Origin of the sequence: Leptospira tipperaryensis (genome assembly GCF_001729245.1) — a bacterium.
Classification (GTDB): Bacteria; Spirochaetota; Leptospiria; order Leptospirales; family Leptospiraceae; genus Leptospira; species Leptospira tipperaryensis.
Window position 1 is genome coordinate 892,372 of record NZ_CP015217.1, and the last position, 21,878, is coordinate 914,249.

The 21,878-nt window shown below is 42.6% G+C and carries 18 protein-coding genes; 10 read left to right on the forward strand and 8 right to left on the reverse strand.

From position 1 onward, the window contains the following. Positions 1-324 precede the first annotated feature (324 nt). The 5 genes from lon to A0128_RS04270 all read left to right on the forward strand — a co-directional run bounded on the left by lon (position 325) and on the right by A0128_RS04270 (position 7,853). Positions 325-2,829 (forward strand): endopeptidase La, encoded by a 2,505-nt coding sequence (lon, locus tag A0128_RS04250; protein ID WP_069606376.1) that lies wholly within the window; start codon positions 325-327, stop codon positions 2,827-2,829. Between the two features lie 50 nt (positions 2,830-2,879). Continuing rightward, entirely contained in the window at positions 2,880-4,004 is a 1,125-nt protein-coding gene (locus A0128_RS04255) for a DegT/DnrJ/EryC1/StrS aminotransferase family protein (protein ID WP_069606377.1), read from the forward strand. A 183-nt stretch (positions 4,005-4,187) separates the two neighbouring features. Continuing rightward, the gene (locus A0128_RS04260) at positions 4,188-4,667 is read left to right on the forward strand and encodes a Dps family protein (RefSeq protein ID WP_069606378.1); all 480 of its coding nucleotides are present in this window, start codon (positions 4,188-4,190) and stop codon (positions 4,665-4,667) included. 275 nt (positions 4,668-4,942) lie between these two features. Continuing rightward, positions 4,943-7,036 carry a methyl-accepting chemotaxis protein gene (locus A0128_RS04265; RefSeq protein WP_069606379.1) on the forward strand — a complete coding sequence of 698 codons (2,094 nt, stop codon included), beginning with the start codon at positions 4,943-4,945 and terminating at the stop codon, positions 7,034-7,036. A gap of 43 nt (positions 7,037-7,079) precedes the next feature. Continuing rightward, positions 7,080-7,853 carry a phytanoyl-CoA dioxygenase family protein gene (locus A0128_RS04270; RefSeq protein ID WP_069606380.1) on the forward strand — a complete coding sequence of 258 codons (774 nt, stop codon included), beginning with the start codon at positions 7,080-7,082 and terminating at the stop codon, positions 7,851-7,853. 20 nt (positions 7,854-7,873) lie between these two features. Here the strand turns inward: A0128_RS04270 and A0128_RS04275 are convergent, their stop codons facing one another. From A0128_RS04275 to A0128_RS04295, 5 genes are all read right to left on the reverse strand, one after another. After that, positions 7,874-8,821, reverse strand: coding sequence for a hypothetical protein (locus tag A0128_RS04275; RefSeq protein WP_156781767.1), 948 nt, complete (start codon positions 8,819-8,821; stop codon positions 7,874-7,876). A 17-nt stretch (positions 8,822-8,838) separates the two neighbouring features. Further along, on the reverse strand, positions 8,839-9,411 hold the full coding sequence (locus tag A0128_RS04280) for an HD domain-containing protein (protein ID WP_069606382.1): 573 nt from the start codon (positions 9,409-9,411) through the stop codon (positions 8,839-8,841). 120 nt (positions 9,412-9,531) lie between these two features. Next, on the reverse strand, positions 9,532-11,892 hold the full coding sequence (gene amt / locus A0128_RS04285; protein WP_069606383.1) for an ammonium transporter: 2,361 nt from the start codon (positions 11,890-11,892) through the stop codon (positions 9,532-9,534). A gap of 498 nt (positions 11,893-12,390) precedes the next feature. Further along, positions 12,391-13,722: a peptidoglycan recognition protein family protein gene (locus tag A0128_RS04290; RefSeq protein WP_069606384.1), complete on the reverse strand. Its 1,332-nt coding sequence runs from the start codon at positions 13,720-13,722 to the stop codon at positions 12,391-12,393. Continuing rightward, complete coding sequence (locus A0128_RS04295; protein ID WP_069606385.1) at positions 13,719-14,309, reverse strand: hypothetical protein; 591 nt, start codon at positions 14,307-14,309, stop codon at positions 13,719-13,721. The genes A0128_RS04290 and A0128_RS04295 overlap by 4 nt, the downstream gene beginning before the upstream one ends. A gap of 110 nt (positions 14,310-14,419) precedes the next feature. On the opposite strand from A0128_RS04295, the gene A0128_RS22245 reads away from it, so the two are divergent. Then, the gene (locus A0128_RS22245) at positions 14,420-14,581 is read left to right on the forward strand and encodes a hypothetical protein (RefSeq protein WP_173662767.1); all 162 of its coding nucleotides are present in this window, start codon (positions 14,420-14,422) and stop codon (positions 14,579-14,581) included. Here the strand turns inward: A0128_RS22245 and A0128_RS04300 are convergent. Next, complete coding sequence (locus A0128_RS04300) at positions 14,578-15,126, reverse strand: LA_3696 family protein (RefSeq protein ID WP_069606386.1); 549 nt, start codon at positions 15,124-15,126, stop codon at positions 14,578-14,580. The two genes, A0128_RS22245 and A0128_RS04300, sit on opposite strands and share 4 nt — an antisense overlap. 341 nt (positions 15,127-15,467) lie before the next feature. After that, positions 15,468-16,280, reverse strand: a complete 813-nt coding sequence (locus tag A0128_RS04305) for a tetratricopeptide repeat protein (RefSeq protein WP_069606387.1) — start codon at positions 16,278-16,280, stop codon at positions 15,468-15,470. Between the two features lie 34 nt (positions 16,281-16,314). Here A0128_RS04305 and ribH point away from each other — a divergent pair, with 34 nt between their 5' ends. From ribH to A0128_RS04325, 4 genes are read left to right on the forward strand one after another with little or no spacing between them, the layout of a single operon-like run. Beyond that, positions 16,315-16,776, forward strand: a complete 462-nt coding sequence (ribH, locus tag A0128_RS04310) for a 6,7-dimethyl-8-ribityllumazine synthase (RefSeq protein ID WP_069606388.1) — start codon at positions 16,315-16,317, stop codon at positions 16,774-16,776. Next, a complete protein-coding gene (nusB, locus tag A0128_RS04315; protein ID WP_083244052.1) occupies positions 16,777-17,193 on the forward strand; it encodes a transcription antitermination factor NusB in 417 nt (138 codons plus the stop codon). Next, complete coding sequence (locus tag A0128_RS04320) at positions 17,186-19,255, forward strand: tetratricopeptide repeat protein (protein ID WP_069606389.1); 2,070 nt, start codon at positions 17,186-17,188, stop codon at positions 19,253-19,255. Before nusB ends, A0128_RS04320 begins: the two co-directional genes overlap by 8 nt. 29 nt (positions 19,256-19,284) lie before the next feature. Then, positions 19,285-20,592 (forward strand): HEAT repeat domain-containing protein, encoded by a 1,308-nt coding sequence (locus A0128_RS04325; protein ID WP_427854340.1) that lies wholly within the window; start codon positions 19,285-19,287, stop codon positions 20,590-20,592. 452 nt (positions 20,593-21,044) lie between these two features. Here the strand turns inward: A0128_RS04325 and A0128_RS04330 are convergent, their stop codons facing one another. After that, on the reverse strand, positions 21,045-21,815 hold the full coding sequence (locus A0128_RS04330) for a hypothetical protein (RefSeq protein WP_069606390.1): 771 nt from the start codon (positions 21,813-21,815) through the stop codon (positions 21,045-21,047). Positions 21,816-21,878 lie beyond the last annotated feature (63 nt).

Here is a 21,878-nt window from a genome sequence, read left to right on the forward strand (position 1 = left end):
TAAGGACGAAACATTTTGGAATGATTCGGATCCATGTAAGAATGATCCGTGGATCTCTTCGAAAAGTAGGAACTCCTTCTTTTCAAAACCTCAGAAGGACTGCAATCTTCAAAATTCGGATTCGAATTTCGCTTTTCCTTTCGACTTAAGAAGTAGGAACTCCCAAAAGTTCAGATTCTCTTTCTCAAAAAAGAGACAGTCTGTCTCTTCTACTCAACGATTTTAGAAGGAAAATGGATCGGATTTTATTTGAGAATCCTTTCCTCTGTAGGAACCTGGACAAATCCGGCAGTTGTCGGAACTTTTTAAGGAATAGGAGACCTATTGGAACCATTAGAGGATTTATCCGGAATCGATGATAACCTGATCGTCCCGTTGGATTCGATCTTACCGCCGGAGCTATTTTTGATTCCTATCAAATCGCGCCCCGTCTTCCCGGGAATCATCACGCCTCTGATCGTACCCAGCGGCAAATTTGCAAAAGCGGTGGAAGAATCTCTGAAAGGGAATTCTTTTCTCGGACTTGTTCTCCTCAAAGACGAAGAGAACGAAAAGGAAACTTCGGAAAACATCTATCAATTCGGGGTCGTCGCAAAGATATTAAAAAAAGTGCATCTACCCGACGGTGCAGTCAACATTCTTATCAATACCGTACGTCGTTTTAAAATCAATTCTTACATGAGCAACGATCCGCTCGTCGCCAAGGTGATGTATCCCGAAGAAGAACCGGGTGCGCCGAAAAATACGATCAAGGCGATGATGAGAACCTTGCTCGTTATGACCCGGGAGCTCGCTCAGAACAATCCTCTTTTTACGGAAGAGATGAAACTTACGATGCTCAACGTAAACGAGCCGGGAAAGATGGCGGACTTTGTCTGTTCCATTCTCAACCTCGAAAAAGAAGAATACCAATCCGTCATCGAATCCAACGTCTTGAAGGAGAGAATTGAAAAGGTTCTTCTTTTCTTAAAAAAAGAAATCGAACTCGTTTCGATTCAAAGAGAGATCTCGGATCAGATTCAGGATAAGATCGATAAACAACAGAGACAATTTTTCTTAAGAGAACAACTCAAAGCGATTCAGAATGAACTCGGAATCAAAGACGATAAGTTTGAAAAGAAATACGAAAAATTTTTAGAACGTCTCAAAACGATCAACGCGGATCCGGAAGTCATCGAAGAAGTCACGAGAGAACTCGATAAATTCTCCTACGCAGACCCGAATACGGGCGATTACAACGTTATACGAAATTACTTGGACATCTTAGAATCCCTTCCTTGGGAATCCGCTCCTTCCCGAGAGATCGATCTCGACAAAGCCAAACGCACGCTGGACCGAGATCACTACAAACTCGAAGACGTAAAAGACAGGATCTTAGAATTTCTTGCGGTCAAAAAATTAAAGGCCGACGAAAAAGGCACAATTCTTCTTCTCGTGGGGCCACCCGGCGTCGGTAAAACATCCATAGCAAAATCGATCGCCGAGGCTATGGGAAGAAAGTTCTTTCGTTTTTCCGTCGGCGGTATGAGGGACGAAGCCGAGATCAAAGGACACAGAAGAACTTATATCGGTTCCATGCCTGGAAAGATCATTTCCGCACTTCGCATAACAAAAGAAAAAGACTGCGTGATCCTTTTGGACGAGATCGACAAACTCGCGGTCGGAATCCAAGGAGATCCGGCTTCCGCGCTCTTGGAAGTTCTGGATCCGGAACAGAATAAGAATTTTAGGGATCATTATCTTGATCTTCCATTCGATATTTCGAATGTGTTTTTTATCGCGACCGCGAATACGTTGGATTCCATTTCCAGAATTCTTTTGGATAGAATGGAGATTATCAATCTTTCCGGTTATATCACGGATGAAAAGGTGCAGATTTTTCAGAAGTATCTCTGGAAAAAAGTCCTGACCAAAAACGGAGTGGCGCCCTACGGAATCGATTTTGAAAAAAAGGCGATCGTCGCTTTGATCGATTCTTATTCTCGAGAGTCCGGAGTTCGCGGTCTGGAAAAAGTAACCGATAAACTTGTACGCAAGATCGCGATGAGAATCGTCAAAAAAGAACCTTTTCCAAAAGTCATTCACGAAAAGGATCTCGAAACATTCTTAGGAGTTCCTAAGTTTACGGACGAAAGAATGGTAAAGGCCCTCGTTCCCGGAACGGCTCTCGGGCTTGCTTGGACTTCGGTCGGAGGAGCCACTCTTTTGATCGAAGCGCTTTTTGTAAAAGGTAAGGGCGGGATTCTTCTTACGGGAATGATCGGAAAGACGATGGAAGAATCTTCGAGCATCGCTTTGAGCTATATTAAGAATTTCTTAAATAGAGACGACTTGTTTGCGGATAGGTTGGTCCACTTGCACGTTCCCGACGGAGCTACTCCGAAGGACGGGCCTTCCGCCGGAATTACGATGGCTACCGCAATTCTTTCTCTCGCCTTGGGAATCCGAGTTAAGCCGGGTTTTGGAATGACCGGAGAAATCACTCTTACGGGCGAAGTCCTCGCGATCGGCGGGCTTCGGGAAAAGATCGTCGCGGCTAAAAGAGTGGGAGTCCACAAAATCATCTATCCAAAAGATAATCTCCAACACTTGGAAGAAATTCCTGATTACGTAAAAAAAGGAATGTCCTTTTTTCCGGTAAGTCGATTTGAAGAAGTCGCCAAACTGATGTTCGACGAAAAGGTTCTCCTAAAAGCGAATCCTTTGCTCGAAAATGCGTTAAAGGCGAAAGCCGAGCCGATAGGTAAGGCCGCGAAAAAGAAAAAGACGGCCGTTAAAAAATCTTCTCCCTCCAAAAAGAAGACGGGCGCTCGAAAAAAGAAGAAGTAGTATTTTAGAATATTCTTAAATATGAATTTTAAAAAAAAGCAGGAGGCCTAATGGGCGTTCCATTTATTGACATCAAGAGGTTTGAACCGGGACTACTGGAAGAATGGGAAGAAAAAGTAAAAGTCCTCAGTAAGAATGCGAGTTTTATCGGAGGCGAAGAAGTTTCTCTTTTAGAAAAAAATCTTGCGACTTACGCGCAGACAAAATATTCCATCGCCTGTGCAAACGGAACCGACGCGCTCCAATTGGCTTTGAGAGCCTTGGGAGTGGGAAAAGGCGACGCGGTTCTGCTTCCGGATTCCACATTCTGGGCGACCTTTGAAGCGGTAGTAAACGTCGGAGCAGATCCTTATACAGTGGATACAAATCCGGATGATCTTCAGATGGATTTTGCGGAATTCGAAAAAGCAGTCGAAAAAGTAAAACCTAAGGCGGCCATGATCGTTCACCTCTACGGTTGGGGTTCTTCTAAAATCGAAGACTTTCGCAAACTCTGTAAGTCCAAAGGAATTCCTCTCTTGGAAGACGGAGCTCAGTGTTTCGGAGTCAAATACAAAGGTGAATCTCTTTATAAGGACGCAGTGATCAGCACCACTTCTTTTTATCCTGCGAAGGTGTTAGGCGGCGCGGGAGACGGCGGCGCGGTTTTTACAAACGACGAAGAACTTGCAAATAAAGTAAGAATGCTTTCCAATCACGGAAGAATTTCTCATTACGCATACGGCGACGTTGGTTGGAACTCGAGATTGGATACTCTGCAAGCCGCGTTCTTAAATATCAATCTTAAACATCTGGAAGCAAGAATCAAATCTCGCAGAGTAGCAGCGCAAAAATATTATGAAATACTCCCAAGCCTTGGGATTCAAGTGATTCATCCGCCTAAGGACTACGAAGAAAACGGCTATTGTAACGTCACTCTCTCCACTCCGGAAGAAAGACCGAACATCCAAGAAGTCCTCAAGGAAAAAGGAATCGGTTTTGGTAATATCTATCCGGGAGCGATGAGTGATCAACCCGGCGCGAAACCTTATATCAAAGGTAAGTTCGGGGAAAAACACTTAACAGGAAGAATATGCGCCTCCGTTCTAAACTATCCGCTTTTTCCTTATATGAAAGAGGAAGAACTGGAAGAAGTTTTTGCGGCGATCCGAGAATTCAATTCTCGAAAAAAATAAATCTCCATACCTTAAGGAGCGGACTTTTCCGCTCCTTATATCTTTTAAAAAAACACTTGTCTTCAAAACGCGCTTTCTTACAATTCCTGCATCCTAAAAAGTAAGACAGGGATTAACTGGAATGCAACGGATTTTTCTTGTCCTTCCTTGCAAAAGGTCTAATATGAAATAGGGGATCTGACAATGAATATAGATATAGGAATTACTGAAAAAAATCGAGATACGATCAACACAGGGTTGCAAAAACTTTTAGCCGATACTTACATTCTTTATTTTAAAACACACAGTTATCACTGGAATGTGACCGGCCCGCAATTCAACACGCTTCATCTCATGTTTCAAACACAGTACAACGAACTTTGGCTTTCTATCGATTTGATAGCCGAGAGGATTCGCTCTTTGGGATTTTTCGCGCCTAGTTCTTCCCATCAACTTGGAAAGCTGACTTCGATTCACGAGGAGGGAGGAGTTCCGAATGCGGAGGATATGATCCGTCATCTTGTGGCCGGACACGAGACCGTGATTAGAACCGCGAGAGCGCTTTTACCCGCGGCGGACGAAGGAGGAGACGAAGTGACTCTGGACCTTCTTACACAAAGATTGGAAGTACACGAAAAAACCGCGTGGATGTTGAGGAGTATGTTGGAAGTCAGAAATCCTTGATTTCCGTTTAAACCGACATCGTAAAAGGGCGTGTTCGTTTGAGCGGACGCGCCCTTTCTTTATAAGTAACTCTTTTTACTTTTTTAAAATATTCTAAACTTAGAATTCGGGTTTAGAGTAATATTTTCATCTTTAGTAAAGTCTTATCCTTTTCAGAAGAGTGAGATGTATTTGATAAACGAAGTCCTACGTTTAATTTTATATTTCTTTAGTAATAATTTCTTGAAAAAGATATAAAGCTCGGTTCCACTCTTCTCCTCCAAGGAATAGAAACCGTGATACAGAAAATCTACAATCTTTCCCTTCTTAAAAAACTTACTTTGGTGATTCTTCCCACCCTTGTTCCTCTTCTTTTGTCTAGTTTTTTCTTTTTAAAAGAATTTTCGGATAAGAGCGAGTTTACGCGCAGAGAAGTCGGCGGGATTGATTTTTTCTTTGGAGCCATCGAGCTCTATTCCAGGCTGGTTGATCGCAGAAAAGATTTCTTCTATTCCATGAAGGGAAAAACTTCGGTCGAAGTATTGAAAAAAAGCAACCAAGCAATGGAAGACCAACTTATCAAGTTGGAGAATTTAGAAAAAGAAATCGGCTTTATGGAACGTTCTCCCGAGTTTCTTTCCACGATGAGAAAAGAATGGAATGGGCTCCACAAAATTCCGGACGCCAATCTTGATATCGACGTCGTTCTCAAATCCCACGAACCGATTTTTAAAGCTCTTATGGAGTATCAGGAATATATCGCACAAGATTCCAATCTGATATTGGATTCTTATCCTGAAACTTTTTACGTTCTTTCGGTTAACATTTTGTATATACCGAACATCATAAGCGACATGGCCCTCATTCGAGGAACCGGTTATCAATTATTGGAACAAAAAAATCCAAACTTTTATTCCAAGGAAGCGATTCAGATACTGAATAAAATCCATCATATCGAAAGCAATCAAAAAGAAGTCACCGCGCTTCTCAAAAGATCAGTGAATCAAAACGGAATCATCAAGAGTAAATTTGAAGAAAGAATTCTCAACCTGGATAAAAACGTAAAACTGAATTTGGATCTTTGTAAAAAGACTTTTACGGGAGAATCCGTTGAAACATCCGATGCCTTTTTGAAACGGATGATCGCATTCGTAGAAGAATATAAGATATTGGAAAGGGATCTTTTACTTACGACCCAAGAATTACTCGAAGAAAGATTGAAGGCCGACCGTTTGAGGATTGTGTTTGCTCTTTTGGGGTTGTTGGTTTTACTTTTGGCGACTACGATCTTTTGTTATATCGTGATTCGTTCTATCATCGATCCGGTTCATAAAATCACTCTCGGTTTAAAACAAGCGATGGGAGAACGAGATCTCACGATCCAGATCGACGCGATCTACCAAAATGAAATCGGAGAGATCACAGTCACAGCCAATGAATTCTTAAAATATCTTTCTTCTTTGTTTCAAAATCTTTCCCGAATGGCGCATAACTCAAATCAGATCGTAAATCAACTAACGGACTCTATACGAAATCTAAATCAATCCGCTCAGTCTCAAGCCGCAGGTACGGAAGAATCCTCGGCCGCTCTCGAGGAGATTGCTGCTTCTTTACAAAACGTTTTGCATTCCGTAGAAGGGGAAGCAAAGGACGCTCAGGATTTGAAAGTGAGATCCGGAGAACTCAAAACTTCGATGGGACTCGCCGGCGAAAAGCTGATCGTTCTGAGCGATTCCGTTAGAAAGACCGCAACGGCCGCGGTGGAAGGAAAGGATACGATTCTTCAAGCAACAAAGGCGATCGACGAAATCCGAGAGATGGCAAAACAGATCAATTCGATTACGTTGTTGATCACCGGGATTTCCGATCAGACAAATTTGCTTTCTCTTAACGCCGCGATCGAAGCCGCGAGAGCCGGAGAAGCGGGAAAAGGTTTTGCCGTCGTCGCGGAAGAGATCTCGAAGTTGGCGGATCGTTCCGCGTCCAGCGTTAGGGATATTGAAAGGCTCGTTTCGAACACTCATGAAGCCGTGACCAAGGGCTCGAACAACGTAAACACCGTTGTTACTTTTCTTTTAGAGCTGATCGAAAACACCAATCAATATCAGGAAGAAGTAGTGAGCCTCGTAAACAACGTAAAGGAGAATACGATTCGAATTGATCGGATCACAGAAACCATCGTAAAAGTTTCTTCCGAATCTTTACAGATTGAAACCGCTACCAAAGAACAAAAATTATCCACGGATCAGATTGCGGATACGATTCAATTGATTACAACCGAGTCTCAGGCGATTGCGACTAACTCGGACGAAGTTTCTAGAGTCGCTGAAAAGATTCAACACCAAGCCAACGAATTGAATTCGATTCTTTCCCAGTTTAAGTTTTCTTAGGATTTTTTATTTACAAAACTCCGGGGAACTTTCAGCATGAGGCGTGTCTTATCGGGAGGAATTTGCAAAAAACGGTTATTTTCTTTTTGAGAATTTCTTTTCCAAGGACGAGCTTTCAATCGTTTCAAAGATCGTACTCGATGCCGATCGACGTTGGCGCGAAATATACGACTTCTCTGAAAACGTAAACAGCGCTTATTTGACGGGCGAAAAGTTCTTACCCGATGTTCAGGACCGAGAACGATTGTTCGGGTTTATTTCCGATCATAGGCTTGTTGCCATTGCGGACGCTTTAATAAAATCAAAAGTATTCTTTTTGAATACTCAGCTTTTTTATAATCCAAAATCCGCTTCTAAAAAACCGTATTGGCATCGCGACGTTCAATACTTGGGCGTTGAAGAAGAGAAGCAGAAGAGTATCATCCGAAAAGATATCGTATTACATTTTAGAATTCCGTTCGATGACGATCCGGGACTTGAATTCATTCCGGGTTCTCATCTCAGATGGGATACGGAGTTGGAGAGAAATACGAGATTGGAATTAGAGGAGAGAAGGAATTTCGACGCACTACCGAATTCGGTAAGAATTCCACATAAGCCCGGCGATCTGCTCGTTTTCTCCGCGCATCTGATTCACAAGGGAGTTTACGGCCTGAAACGAAGTTCATTCGATATTCTTTATACGTCTTTTCCGAGTTCAAGCAAGGAAGTGCAAAGAACGGGACATTTTCCAAACTCAGATTCCGCATTTTTGGAGAATCCGATTTTTGAGACGAGCGTTTTGTCTATGGATATCGAACCGACTTTGTGCGAGTGAAAAGGCGGATTCGATGAAGATCATTTTCGATTCATCAGACGGTTTTCCAAAAAGTTGACGATCAGCGCCTGTCTCGCCGATTCTTGCGTATAGTCGTCGAGTCCTATCGTATCATCCGGATCGGAAAAAGGGGTTCCAAATCGAATTCTTTCCTCAGGTTTGAATAACCAGATCGGCCAGATAAAATAATTCCAAACTGATTTTTTGATGCCTCCTCGATAGCGCATGACGTGAGTTCCATTTTTACCTTCGACTAAAGATTCATTTTTGAAATTGGAACTTCCGTATACGGTAGAATCTAAACTCATAAAACCGAGCGAAACCACGTTGAGCATCCATCCCAAGCCGTAGCCTAAACTCAGAGTCGTATAATCAAGATTAAATTGAATTTTTCCTTCCGCCAAAAGAACGGCTTCTTGACGGCTGAGATCTATGCTGATCTCGGATTTAGGAATTCGAACACAAGTTTCCGAAAATTTAGAACGTATTACATTATTCGAATTTTCTTTCCGAATCTTATTGCAGAGATGCGGTTTTTCTTTTTGCATCTCCGCGTATTGTTCGAGTTGGAATTTCCATTTGGCATCATCCAGATAAACGGGCTCTCTGGTTTCAACGGTGGAACAATAATCGGATTTGAACAGGACGTTCGGAACCGCTTTCTGAATCAAAGTTCGGAGTTTATCCGAAGGTTTTCCGTTGAACATTTCGTTTCTATCGTAAATATCAAAGACTGAAATTTTATTTTGACCCTTTTCGCTAACGCAATCCAAAGAACCTAATTTATCTCCGACGATTTGCGAGTCTCCGTCCGAAATTCGGATCAGGATCGGTTTATAAACTACGTCTTCGTCCGACTGGAAAATTTTTTCCTTGAGAGGAATTTGTTGCGTATCAGTGGACAGCCAAATGCAGGAAAAAGAAAGGACTAGGCCTAAAGTTAGGACCAACCGAAAAGAAGATATCAAAAAGAATCTCCGTAGCATCAAGGTTTCTCTTTTTCAATGTACCGATCGTAGTCTTCTATCTTTTGTTTTAGTCGATTTGCTATGTAAGAGTCCGCGCTTTTCAGCCCATCGTAAATGAAAAGAGATTCTCTCTGATACGTTCGTTTCTTGTCGTTATCCCAATAATAGGGTGGAGCGTATAGATTGGAAATCCGATCCGCCATCTTTACGATCCAAATTTCTCTCGGTTGTTTTTTGATTCTTTCTATGGAATCGATCATCTTCTTTTCTTTCTCGGGAATTTTTTCATCCTTTGAAAGAGCCAAAACCCCGTCCGCGACGTTCCTCCCAAATCTCGAAACGACTTCCTCGTATTTTAAATCCGTATCTTCGATCGTATCGTGGAGTATGCCGCAAAGGATCGCCAAATCGGCGTTTATCGTTTTATCAAATTGTAATGCGTTCGAAATTTCCAAAACGACACTTCCGATATGGGTCAGATATTCCACTTTTTCGTTTTGTTTGACGCCGCCGTATTTTTGTCCGTCATGCAAGCGAGAAGCCAATTCCCACGCTTCTTGAACACGATTAACAGACCATTGTTGATTCATAATTGAATAACAATTCAGATTCAAAAAATTGAACTAACATTTATTGCGAAATCAAAGCGGACCATATACACCGATCCGCGATTTAAGAATTTGAAATATATAGAGAGCGAAAAAAAAAGATCAGCCGGTTATGAGTTCCGGAACCACTTCTTTTTCGACTCTAAAATTTCTTACCAAAGAATTTAGAATAGCCGCGAGTTGTTTTAGAAAATCTCCGGTTGCGGTCAACTCTTCGGACTGTGCCGAAATTTCGTGAAACGCCGTGCTGACGAATTCAATGGATTCGTAAAGTCCTTTGATTTCAGTCGAACGGTCTACGATATTGCTCATGATAATCTCGCTCTGATCAGCGACCGATGTATTGAGGCGATTTAGACTTTCAATGAGGTTGGAGTAATGCGCGCTGTTCTCTCGGATTGAAATTTGAGTTTGCGCGAGGGTTCTAAATTCTTCCGTAAGATTTTTAAAAAAGTCTACCGTGGTTAGAACCGTAGACTTCCCGCGATAGACGGCGGATTGAATCTCTCCTAAAATTTCCGTGGCTTTTTTTGTACTTTCTTGTGTGCTGGATGCGAGTTTGTTGATTTCTTCCGCTACAACTCCGAAACCCTTTCCGGAATTACCGGACCGAGCGGCTTCGATAGACGCGTTGATCGAAAGCATTCCCAATTTTGCCGAGATGTCGTTTAACAATTTAACCAGACTTTCCACTTTTTTTGCGGAAGTCCCGATATCGTTTATATCAGCTTCCAGGTGATTTAATTCCTGAGTGCTAAGATTGATATTCTTCACGGAGCGTTCAGACTTTTCCGAACTTTCCTTGAGATCTAAATCGAATTGTTGAAAGCCGAAAACCAATTCGTTTAACATTTTCTTTGCTTTTTCCTCGATCGTTTTTTGTTCCATCGCAGAATTGGAAATTTTCTGAAACGAATCACGAAACGTATCGAAGATAGCGGTGACTTCTTCCAAACTCGCCGCTTGTTCCTGGATGTTTTGACTCATGTTTCCCCAGGCTGAGGAAATTTCGGAAGCCGAGTTTTCGAGTTCTCCCGATTTTTCTTTAATCGTAAAAATCATTTCCCCAAGGTTGGAAAGATATCGGTTCATTAAGAATGCGATTGCGCCGGCTTCGGTTCCGGAATCCACGTGAATCTTGCGCGTTAGATCTCCGCCGCCTTTTGAAAGATCTTTTAGCGAATGGATCAGATCGATCCAGCTCGAGCCCGCACCGTGCTCGCTGATGTTCAAACCTTTTTCTTCATAGTCTTCGTTGACTCGAATTCCGATCGTAATTCTTAAAATCCAAAAAAGGAGCAAGCCAAGTCCGAAGGCCCAGAGTGCGCAAGTTACAACTCCGATTGTTTGCGGAAATATTCGAATATCTTGATTTTTTGATAGAACAGGAAGTAATAACGTTCCAAGAATTCCGCAAACTCCGTGAACCGGGAACGCACCAACTACGTCGTCTAGTTTTAAAACTTTTTCCAAAAACCAAGCGGAAAGAACGACTGAGATTCCCGCGATCGCTCCTAAAAGAAGCGACGCGGACGGAACGAGTACGTGACAACCCGCGGTGACTGCGACGAGTCCGCCCAAAACGCCGTTCATACAATCTTCAACGGAGGCGACTCTGTATAAGACCCAAGAAACTGAAATCGCAAGAATTCCTCCCGCGCTCGCGGAGAGGCTTGTATTGAGAATGATCAGAGGAACGTCTTCCGAGAACGAAAGTGTACTTCCGCCGTTAAAGCCGAACCATCCAAACCAAAGAATAAAAACTCCCAAGACAGAAAATGTAAGATTATGACCGTGAATTTTTCTAGGAGAACCGTCTTCTTTAAACTTATCTTTTCTAGCGCCAAGAACGATCACTCCGGCCAAAGAGATCCAACCGCCTAATGAATGTACGACGGTAGAGCCTGCAAAGTCTACAAAACCGAGTTTGGCAATCCAGCCTCCACCCCAGGTCCAGTGTCCGAAAACGGGATAGATAAATACGGAAACAAGAACTGAAACTACTAAATATGCAGAAAATTTAATGCGTTCTGCGACCGCGCCCGATACGATCGTTGCGGCCGTTCCCATAAACGCGACTTGGAAAAGGAAGAAGGCAAATTCTTTTCCGGATTTCAGACCTTCCAAAAAGAAATGATTGGTTCCGATCCAACCGTCGTTGGAATAACCGAACATAAGACCGAAGCCGATACAAAAAAAAGCAACGGTGCCTACGATATAATCCATTAAGTTTTTGACCGCGACGTTGATCGTATTCTTGAGTCTGGAAAGACCGGTTTCTAACATAAGAAAACCGGCCTGCATAAAAAATACCAGAGCGGCGCAGATGATCAACCAGATCGGATCTGCGGTTTTAGAAAGTTCTTGCGCGGGAGAATCGGCGAAGAGTGGGATCTGGATGCCCAGTAAAAAAAGGACGAGGAGTAGAGATTTTTTTTTCAAATGATTCTTAACTTGTTTCATAGATTCTAACTGTTTTTACCCCTCAGGCAAAATCGAAAACGAGCGTTTGCTAACGTAGGTTTCCGAAATGGAAAGGGTAACTCTATATTATTCTTCAATCGTTCCGAAATCGTATCGGAGTTTTCGAATCACATTCGATTCCTAAATGAGTGAATTGAAACCGTAGTTTCGATCCGCAAGTTGTAAGTTTGAAAAGAATTCTTCCAAGCTAACAAACAGAAGATTTTTTTATCAACGTGAATAACGAGGAATTTATTTCCCCTTCTAATTGGGAAAGAATTTGGAAGGATCTTACGATCAATGATTTATTCGGAGGACCGAAAATTTTTGTTAGGCGATGTCGTACATACCGGAATTTTTACCAATCGATGCTGTATAACGTTTGTAAATCGGAAAACTTCAAAGCTCTTAATTATAAAGTGGGAACGAGGATGTGAGGAAGATCCGAAAGATAGAAATATTAATTATAAAGATGACTTAATGATGGCAAAAGAATTCTTAAGGTTGAAAGAGACTAAAGAGAAGAATCCATTCGTTGCTCTGTCTTTCATGCCAATTTTCTTCCGGAAAAAAGGATCCGCCTGCGAGTTCTAAGACCGCTTTCATATAAGGTTCACCCGGATCAAAATCCTTTCCATCCAAATGAATCGATCCGCCCCATTTTTTCTTTGCCTGCGTATGCGAATAGACGCCTCTCAACGATTCCACCTTTTCGTTGCTGAGAGGAATTTTGTATTTTTCCGAAAGTTCTTTTACGAGACGAACGACGGCTTCGGTCTGTTCCTTGTTTGCGAGGAGCATTTCCGTATCTTTGCCTACGATTTCCACTTGGAAACAATTCGCATTTGTTCCCGTCGCAGCCGCGGCGGTATCAAGGATAGAATCAAGAAGCTGATAGATTTTGCCGTCTTTATCGGCGAGAAATGTTGCAGATAAATTCCGTTTTTCTAATACTTCCAAAGTTTTCTGATAATCCGGAATCGCTGTATAATGTAAAACGATACAATCAGGGCGAATTGTACCACGATGATTGTATCGAAGTCTTTTGTCTTCGAGAGCCTTTCCTTCGGAGGTCTTTTCTATCGAGTTCAATTCGATCGAAGGAGCGGGTGTATTTCCTCTTCCATGAGAATACGTTTGAACGATCTTTTTGCCCGTCGCATCCACGAACTTTTCCTTACGGATCACCCAGCCTTGGATAAATCGATCCTTCCATTCGGTCTCGGGGTAAAACTTGCCTTGGATTCTTGAAAAAATCGTGGAAAGAATTTTCTCTCCTCCGCAATCGCTCGTATCTATAAATCTTCCGAACTTCTTTTTGCTCTGAGAATGAGTGAAGACACCTTTTCCCGAAGCGATGTCGTAGTTATTTAGAGGAATTGAATATTCTTTAGAAAGACTCTGGATCAAATCGCTCAGAGCTTTGAGTTGACTTTCATTTTTGAGAATGGATTCTCCGGAACCTTCCCAAGAAACATGAATCGTAAAATCGTCCATGCCGGGAGCGGCGCGATAAAGAATTTTAGCGGGTTCTTCCACTCCGTAGACGGCTCCGTTTTCTAAAACGAGAAAGTGCACCATCCAACCGGAGGATTTGCTCTTTTCCAAATATTCTTCCGCTTTGAGAGAATTTGTATGATGGAGAAGAATCGATTTTACTCGAAAAGACCAACGCTTTTTGCCGATCGATGTCAGGGATTCTTGATCGAAGCCCAAGGTTAGAAATGGGAGAATCGAATTTTTCCCTTGTGAAATAGATTCTTTGCTAACCGAAGCACAACCGAGAAAAGTAAAAAAAAGAAATAAAAAGAATTTTCTGAACGAGTTCATGCTACTGAAACCTTTTCTCTCAGACGGGTGAGATCTTCTCTTAGTTTTTCCAGAGACCTGGAAAGTTTTCTATGACGATTGATCAAGTCTGAATATTCAGAAATTCTAAAGTTATTCCCGTTCTTCTTTGTGGTTTCCTCTTCCTGCGGACCTAAGGGAATATCCTTGAAAATTTCGGAAGAAGAATCGAATTCCATCGTGAGTTTTAGATATTCCGCGGAGCAAGAGGAATAGAATTCGGGAGAAAACTTCGACTTCGAGGATTCTAATTGTTTTTCGAGCCCGTCCTTTGCGGTTTTCAAAAACGAAAAAAGGGACTGATTGTCTTGGACGACTTCGTTTAACGATTCTTGGAGATGGACAACCGTTTTGTTTTTGGAATGAAGGATTCCCTTCTTCGCTTTAAAATAAATCAAATAGATGAGTACGACTGAAATGATAAAAATGGAGGAAAAAAGAAAGAAAGTCCGTTTTCCATAGATCCATTCGAGGGTTTCCCACTGAAACAGGTCCGGATCGTAGGCCGCGATTGCCAATCCAGAAAGAAAAAGGAGGAGAAGCGAGAAAAAAGCCGTTCGAAATGCCATTCGAATTCATGACAGATTTTTTGCCCGACTTTGTCAAGGAACCTTCTTGGCGAAAGAAAACCGTCTCACGAGTTTAAGATCGACTCCGTGTAAATCCGATACTCTTAGAGATGAAAGGATCTGCTCCTAAAACGGTTTCTCAGTCCAAAGTGGTAAACTTTGGACTTTATAAGATTAAAAAAACTCTCCGCGAAGAGGGTTTTGAAGTGGTGGAAAAACCGGATGGAAAGATCACGCTTGTAATCCGAGTCGGAAAAGAAAAACAAAGTTAAACAAACTTTGCCAAGCTGAGTAAGAAACTTCCAACTCCTAACATTCCCACTAAAATCCAACGAGTCTGAGTCGAGATCGTCTTGTGAATTTCCGTAATTTCCGATTTCATTTCCACTCGAAGTCCATTAAAATCGGATCGAAGTTCGTTCTGATTGTTTAACGTTTCTTCTCGAAATTTGTTCTGAAAATCCTGAATCGAAGAACGAAACAAATAAAATTCTCGGTTCGCATCCAGTTTAAACTGGCTCATTTCATCCCGAAGAAGATGAATTTCTTCTTTGGTTTGAACTCGCATGCCGCGAACGTCTTCGTGAAGTTCTTTTATCTCCTCTTTGATGGCGGAAGTTTCCTTTTGAAGTCTTCTTTCGAAGCCGTTGGAAGAAAGACCAAGAACTTCTTTTCGAAATTCATTCAGAGTTGTGTTTAGAAATTTACGGAACTGTAGAGATCCATCCAGGCCGAGAATTTCTTCCAATTTGTTCGGAATATTATGTACCCAAATCATAGGATTAGAATGATCTTTGATCGGCGATTGCTCAAGCATTTTTTTTTACCTCTTAACCGGAACGGTTCCTGATCGTTTTGAGGGGAGGTGGGTGATTGAATTTTTTTCTCGGATTTTTAAAAAAATTAGAAAATTCTAAAATAGTTTTTTTAGCAAAGGAATTATTTCCAAAGAAGAAAGGGCGCTATTGAAATAAGGAAGGGATTATTTTTCAAGCGAATCCGCTCTTTGCGAAGCTCAAGGTCCGCAAAGGAAAAATCTTTTTGAAGTTTTATCTGATTCTGCAGCGAAGAAAATATTGTAACGAATGAAATGGGCGAGAACCTTTTCGCAATTATATAATAAAAGTATAATTTAACTAATTATTGTATAATTACAAATTAAAAGGAATCAGGATCCGTTTCGGGAAGTTCTACTTCTTCTTTTTTCGGCTCCGGTTTTAGAAAGTCGGGGCATTTTTCTTGGAGACGTTCGTGAACTTTCCACTTGTCGCCGGCAAGAGGCATAACGCGTAAGTAGATTCTATAATTTCGAACGGAACCTTTGCAATAGCCGCCTTTGAGATAAAGGTTCCCGAGAAGTTTTCTCGCTCCGGGATGAGCGGGTTCCAACTCGATGACTTGATTTGCGAGACGCACAGCTTTGTCAGGGTTGTTAGCCGCGAGTTTTCTTGCTTCTTCCCAGGCGGGCACGGTTTCTTTTTCATACCTTCTATAAAGATCGACGTTTCCCATCTGGAACAATCGAAAGATGATCGCGTCTTCTTTTCCGTTCTGGCAGATTCCATACCAGACGTCTTCTTCCCTTTCCGTGATTCTGTTCGCGCGGATTCCCGCGAGTTTAGAACCGTCGACACAACCCGTAGCTTCAAAAAGGTCTTTCATCGCTTGGGGAGAAGTCGCGAGAATTCTTCTGGCACCGTTTTCAAATGTGGCGATCTCATCTTCCGGAAGAGAATCCTCCGGATTGGGAATATCTAAGAGGCCCGATAAAACTCTCAGTTTGATGGAAGATTCTAAAACCCATTCCGGAAGATTTAAGGATTTTAAAAACTGATCTTCCTTCTGAAAAATTCTTCGATAGACGGAACAGTCGATCAAGGTTAGAATCAGGGACGAAAATAAGAAGAAACGCGTAGAAAGGGAGAAAAACGATCCTGAGAGGACTTTTTGATTTGCCACAATAGGTAACATGTGATTTCTCAACAATAGAATCAATCAGGAATCTATGATCCAAGAACTGAAAGCAGATCTAAACGGCAAGGGACAAAAACACTGCGTGATTGTTTCCCGCTTTAATGAATTCATCACCGATAGCCTTTTGAAAGGCGCTCTCGAATCCTTTCGGATGCACGGAGTCAAAGAAGAAGATATCACCGTGGTAAGAGTGCCGGGCGCCTATGAAATGCCCGTGGTTGTCGCCAAAGCCGCGGCTTCCAAAAAATACAACTCCATCATCTGTTTAGGCGCGGTGATCCGAGGCGCGACCGCTCACTTTGATTTCGTTGCGGGAGAATCCGCAAAGATCGGTTCGATCGGCGTCCAGTATTCCATTCCGGTTGTGTTTGGAGTTTTGACCACGGACACGATTGAACAGGCGATCGAAAGAGCAGGGACCAAAGCCGGAAATAAGGGTGCGGAATCCGCAGCCACGGCGATTGAAATGGTCAACTTGCTTTCCCTTCTTTAAATGTCAGCCAGACGTACTTCCCGCGAAATCGCCGTAATGGCACTTTACCAATTGGAACTCACCAAACCTCCGCTCAAGGACGTTTTGAAGTTCAAGTGGTATGATAAAAAAACAGAACAAGAAGAAAGGGATTTCGCCATTTCCATCGTAAATGGGGTTGTGAAAAATCAGGAACAGATCGATACTCTGATAAAGAAGTATTCCAAGAACTGGGACTTTTCCAGGATCAGCGTCGTGAATAAAGCGATTCTTCGTTTGTCAGTGTATGCATTGTTGTACAGCTGGGAAGTTCCGAAGAACGTTACGATCGACGAAGCGGTGGAACTCACTAAAGAATTTGAAAGTGAAGAATCCGCGCGGTTTGTAAATGGAATCTTAGACGCAATTCTCAAAAACGAAATCAAATCCGATGGATGAAAAAGAAATCCGAAAAAACAGGCTGTTCTTAGAAGGGATAGAGGAAAAAGAACTCTATTTCCCCGAAGACAAGGAGCCTGTTCGGATTCGCAGAACATATAATAAACTTCTAATATTCTGGATTCTTCTCGGAGCCGTTGTCTTGGGGGCCTTGAGCTTCGCGATTTACTACCAATTCTTCCGTTCTCCTTCTCCCGGTTCCGAATTTGCCGGAGGATTTAACAAAGATCTCGTACAAAATAAATCCGATATCAATCGTCTTTTGGAAAGACCGTATCTTCCGGACGGAAACGCAAATCCGCAACTCACAAAGTGTATCAATCTTTATAAGGAACGATTCACGAGAGAAGCATTCGATTATTGTAATGAATTCTTAGATTCCACCGGAACTCAGGAAGAAAAGTCGATCGCACTTACCGTGTTAGGCGTAATCCACGACGAGAGCGGACGTTATCCGCAAGCGATCGAACGTCTTCAGAAAGCGGTTCAATTTGATCCTAAGAATTTTTACGCTTACTACAATCTCACTCTCGCTTACAAACACGCCGGAAGATTCGCGGACGCGAGAATGGCTGCTCTCAAAGCAAAAGAGATCGCGCCGAACGACCCGAGAATTTCCTTACTCGCCGGAAACCTTTTCAACGAATTAAACGATCCCGACGCGGCGATCGACGCTTACAAAGAAGGACTTTCGCAATCTCCGGACGATATGTATCTCACTTACAATCTGGCGGTGAGTTATTTTAAAAAAGGCGAGATTCCGCAAGCGGAAGAAGAATTTAAGAAAGTCGTAATGAAGTCTCCTTCGGGAAGATTAGCGGCTCTCTCTCATTCTTATCTTGGGAATATCGCCTACAACAAACAGGATTATCCGAGCGCGGAATATCATTTCCGTCAGGCGAGCGCGCTTTCTCCGAACGAAGCCAAGTATCTCTACAACCTCGCGGTCGTTCTCCAGAAGAACGGAAAAAAAGAAGAAGCGCTGAAATATCTGGAACTCGCGAGAGACGCGGGTGCGAACGATCCTGAAATCTATCGTCTGATCGCGGAAGGATTTTCCAATTTGAATCAAGGGGAGATGTCGATCTCCGCTCTTCAGAAAAGTTTGAAATACAATCCGACCGATTTGGATTCTCTCTTTCAACTCGCGGAGGCTTACTATAACAAAGGGGATCTTCTTTCCGCCGAAGAAACATACAGAAGAATCGTATCTTCCACTCCGGGTGATAGTTTTACGGAAACGGCCTTGATCAACTTAGGCGTGGTTCTGGATCAGATGGAACGTTATGGAGAAGCGATCACGGCTCTGAATCGAGTGCTCGAACTCAATCCGAAAAATGCGAAGGCGTATCATACTCTCGGGCTCGTTTACAAACATTCCGGAAACGGAACTCTTGCGATCGAAAATTGGAGAAGATCCACGGCGCTTGAACCTGAAAACGTACAAAGCCGGGAGGCTCTGGGAGACTATCTTCTGGAGAATAAATTCTTTAGAGAAGCCGTGGAAGAATACACGGGTGTGGTAAAACACAAAGACGACGCATACAAGGTCTATCTCAAGATGGCGGAAGCCTATATGGGAATGCAGGACGATTCCAATGCGGAGAAAATTCTATTAAAAGTTTTGAATGCTTCCAGAGACGGAAGCGATCTAAAGAATGCTCATAAAAAATTAGCCCTTCTTTATAATAAATCCAAGGATCCGGATCTAAAAAACCGGGCGAAGGACGAGGCGTTTCGTTCGGCTCACATGGATCCGGAAGATATGGAAGGTCGCCTCGTACTTGCAAAAATTCTAATAGACTCAAATTCGATTTTGGATCGTGAAAAAGCCATCGACGAGTTGACCGCGATCGTTCGTTCGGACGTAAGACCTAAGACCGCCGCGACCGCCTATAACTATCTCGGAATCTGTTATTATAAAAACGGAGAATACAAAAGGGCGGTGCGCTCGTTTCAGAGTTCGATCGACTTGGATCCTTCTCTTTCCGAAGCGTATGAAAATAAACGCGCCGCCTCCGCCGCACTGGAAGAATCCACTCGAAGGGAGGGATTTTTCTGAGGCTCTACTTCACAAACGTCTTCCTTTTGATTCTACTCACCATTCCGATCGCAGCGGCAGAAACTCCTAAAGACGAATTCAAAGAAAAGGTCCTGAGTTCCGGAAAAACTCAAGGAACCGCGATTTCGGAAATTCGATCACGAGGTCGATTGGATCTCGTAAAAGAATTACTTCCGATCTTTCAGAACGAATCCACTGACGAAAAAGTTCAACTCGCGATATTAAAGTTATTCGGGGAACTGGATGATCTGGACGGTCTCGCTCAAAACTGGGTCAATGTTTTAGATTCTACCTTTCAAAAGACGACTAACGTAATTCTTAAAAAAGAAATTCTCCTTTTGGCTGAAAAGAAAAAAGAGAAAAGATTGATCTATTCGGTGATCGCGGCGTTTGCAGATCCTGAAACTGAAGTCAGGCTTTTGAGTTATAAACTCATGCAACTTTTAAGAGACGATCGAGCGCTTCCGATTTTGCTAGACATGTCTCTTTCCAAAGATCCGGTTCAGAGGTTGTACTTTTTAGAATCTTCTCTGATCATAAAAGACGAAAGAATTCAAAATCAGATTCATAAATTGGCGAACGACGAAAGCGCGGGTGTGAGAAAAAAATATCTTATCGCGATCAATCGACTCGGGATGACTGAAAAATTTTCTCAGTTTCAGAAATCTGCGACGAGCGATCCGGACGACGACGTCCGACTTGTAGCGCTTGAAATTCTAAAAAACAAAAGAAACCGTCAGAACATCTCTCTTTTTTACAAGGGTTTGAACGACGCCAATCCGGATATAAGAAGAGTTTCTTTGGAGGCGCTTCTCATCTTTCAAGACAAACAAGGAGCAAAGGCGATCTCCGAACAATTGACAAAAGAAGATACTCTCTTTCTCAAAGCGCGGATGATCGATCTTTTACTCGATCTTGGAAACAACGGGGGAGGCCAGGGAATCCTCGCCGTTTTAACAAACGGAGAGGAAACCGAACTGAGAACCAAGGCAGCTTACGCGGTGGGAAAGTTAGGCGCGAATACAAGTTCTGCGGAACTCACGAAAATTCTTTCCGAAGAAAAAGAGAACATGGTCAAATGGCAACTGATTCATTCTTTGGGAGAACTCAAGGATAAGAATGCGGTGCCCGCGTTACTCGTCCTTGCAAGAAATCAGCGAGAAAAGTTGAACCTGAGATTGGAAGCCGTCGTAACGATACGAACGATCAACGATCCGGATAGCCTCCCTTCCTTATTTGAAGCCTATGTTTCGGAAACCGAAAAGTCTCTGCGTGTGGAATTAGAAAACGCAATGCGAGAGATCTTGAATTTAAAGTTTCCTCCGAGAATGCCTTAAAACGTTTTCCTTGTCTTCCTTTCTCTCTCATTTTCACTTCACCTCTTTCTAAACAATTTTTTTCAAAAAGAATTTATAAAATCTTTTTTTAGATTCTTGATACGGCGGTAAAAAACTGAACTTTATAAAAACGTTCGATCCAAAAATTCTTTAAAATTTCAAACGACTTCTGACAAACAGCCGTCAAAAAAATGCACGCAGGCTCGGTTTCGAAAATTCCCGCGTGCGAGTTCATCGAGTTTGGGAGTCAAAGAACACAACACTTTCAAAAAGCGCTAATTGTTCGGCAAATATTTCATCGTAAAAAATTCTTCTAATCATACTCCAACTCCTCTGAAGTAACGTGAAACCGGAAACTTTTCGCTTACGAAGTCGCTGCGAGTTGATTGTAATCGCTTCCCGTAATTCGACATGAAAAGAATCATTATTTCAGAATATTCAAAAACTATGAATTATTCTAAACGTTTGTAGTAACCCAATGAGATATTGGCAAAAAGCCCTTGATCGTGAGCTTTGTGAAGACCCAGAAGTCCGTATTGATTTTCGAAAGCCACTGGGTTCGGAGAATCCGTCCAGGCGTTGGGCCAAAATCGGATCGAAGGTTCTAACATGAGACCTTCACTTCCTCCGAGAGGAAAAAAGCGATAGTAGAGACCGAAGCCGACGGAACGTGTTCTATAATGGTGAGTAGATCCAGGCGCCACGTATTTGGCTCCATATAAGAATTCGGATTCGATGGCCTTTTGCACCGTGAGATCCAAAAAATTATTGGTAGAAGAAAGAGGGGGAACCCAATTCTGAAAACCGTTTCCTTGAATTGGAAGATCGGATCGAATTCCCAGAGCCTCTGAAAGATAGAGTTCGTCCGGACTCGTATTGGAATGAACTCTGTAGTAGTGTTCTTTTACTTCCAGACGAATGTCGAAGTTGGGAGTAAAGAGATAGCCGATTCCAAAGCCGGTCGTATAAGGAAGATTGACTCTCAGGTCTTGTTTGCGTTCGCTTTCGTTTAAACCCGCTCCTCCCGCCGCGTCGAAATTTAGGTTTGAACCGTGGGAATATTCAAATACAAGATTCTTTCCATAATAGGTTCCCGCGAGATTCCAACCTCCCAGGATCGGCTGCGAAAGCCCCCCTTGGAGAGACACACCTTCCGCACTCAAAGAAGAGAGATACGGTAAAAAAAAAATGAGAAGTAGGGTTCTGATTAAGATCCTTGACATAAAGGTTCCTCCGAATGCAGATTACTTTACCTTAGAATCAAGGTCCGGTCGCCCCGCCCCATT

Coding starts and splice junctions, on each gene's coding strand:
- A0128_RS04290 (WP_069606384.1), bottom strand. CDS start 13,722: ATGAACTCGTTCAGAAAATTCTTTTTATTTCTTTTTTTTACTTTTCTC.
- A0128_RS04295 (WP_069606385.1), bottom strand. CDS start 14,309: ATGGCATTTCGAACGGCTTTTTTCTCGCTTCTCCTCCTTTTTCTTTCT.
- A0128_RS04260 (WP_069606378.1), top strand. CDS start 4,188: ATGAATATAGATATAGGAATTACTGAAAAAAATCGAGATACGATCAAC.
- A0128_RS04305 (WP_069606387.1), bottom strand. CDS start 16,280: ATGTTACCTATTGTGGCAAATCAAAAAGTCCTCTCAGGATCGTTTTTC.
- A0128_RS04255 (WP_069606377.1), top strand. CDS start 2,880: ATGGGCGTTCCATTTATTGACATCAAGAGGTTTGAACCGGGACTACTG.
- amt (WP_069606383.1), bottom strand. CDS start 11,892: ATGAAACAAGTTAAGAATCATTTGAAAAAAAAATCTCTACTCCTCGTC.
- A0128_RS22245 (WP_173662767.1), top strand. CDS start 14,420: ATGAAAGGATCTGCTCCTAAAACGGTTTCTCAGTCCAAAGTGGTAAAC.
- A0128_RS04300 (WP_069606386.1), bottom strand. CDS start 15,126: ATGCTTGAGCAATCGCCGATCAAAGATCATTCTAATCCTATGATTTGG.
- ribH (WP_069606388.1), top strand. CDS start 16,315: ATGATCCAAGAACTGAAAGCAGATCTAAACGGCAAGGGACAAAAACAC.
- A0128_RS04280 (WP_069606382.1), bottom strand. CDS start 9,411: ATGAATCAACAATGGTCTGTTAATCGTGTTCAAGAAGCGTGGGAATTG.
- nusB (WP_083244052.1), top strand. CDS start 16,777: ATGTCAGCCAGACGTACTTCCCGCGAAATCGCCGTAATGGCACTTTAC.
- A0128_RS04320 (WP_069606389.1), top strand. CDS start 17,186: ATGGATGAAAAAGAAATCCGAAAAAACAGGCTGTTCTTAGAAGGGATA.
- A0128_RS04330 (WP_069606390.1), bottom strand. CDS start 21,815: ATGTCAAGGATCTTAATCAGAACCCTACTTCTCATTTTTTTTTTACCG.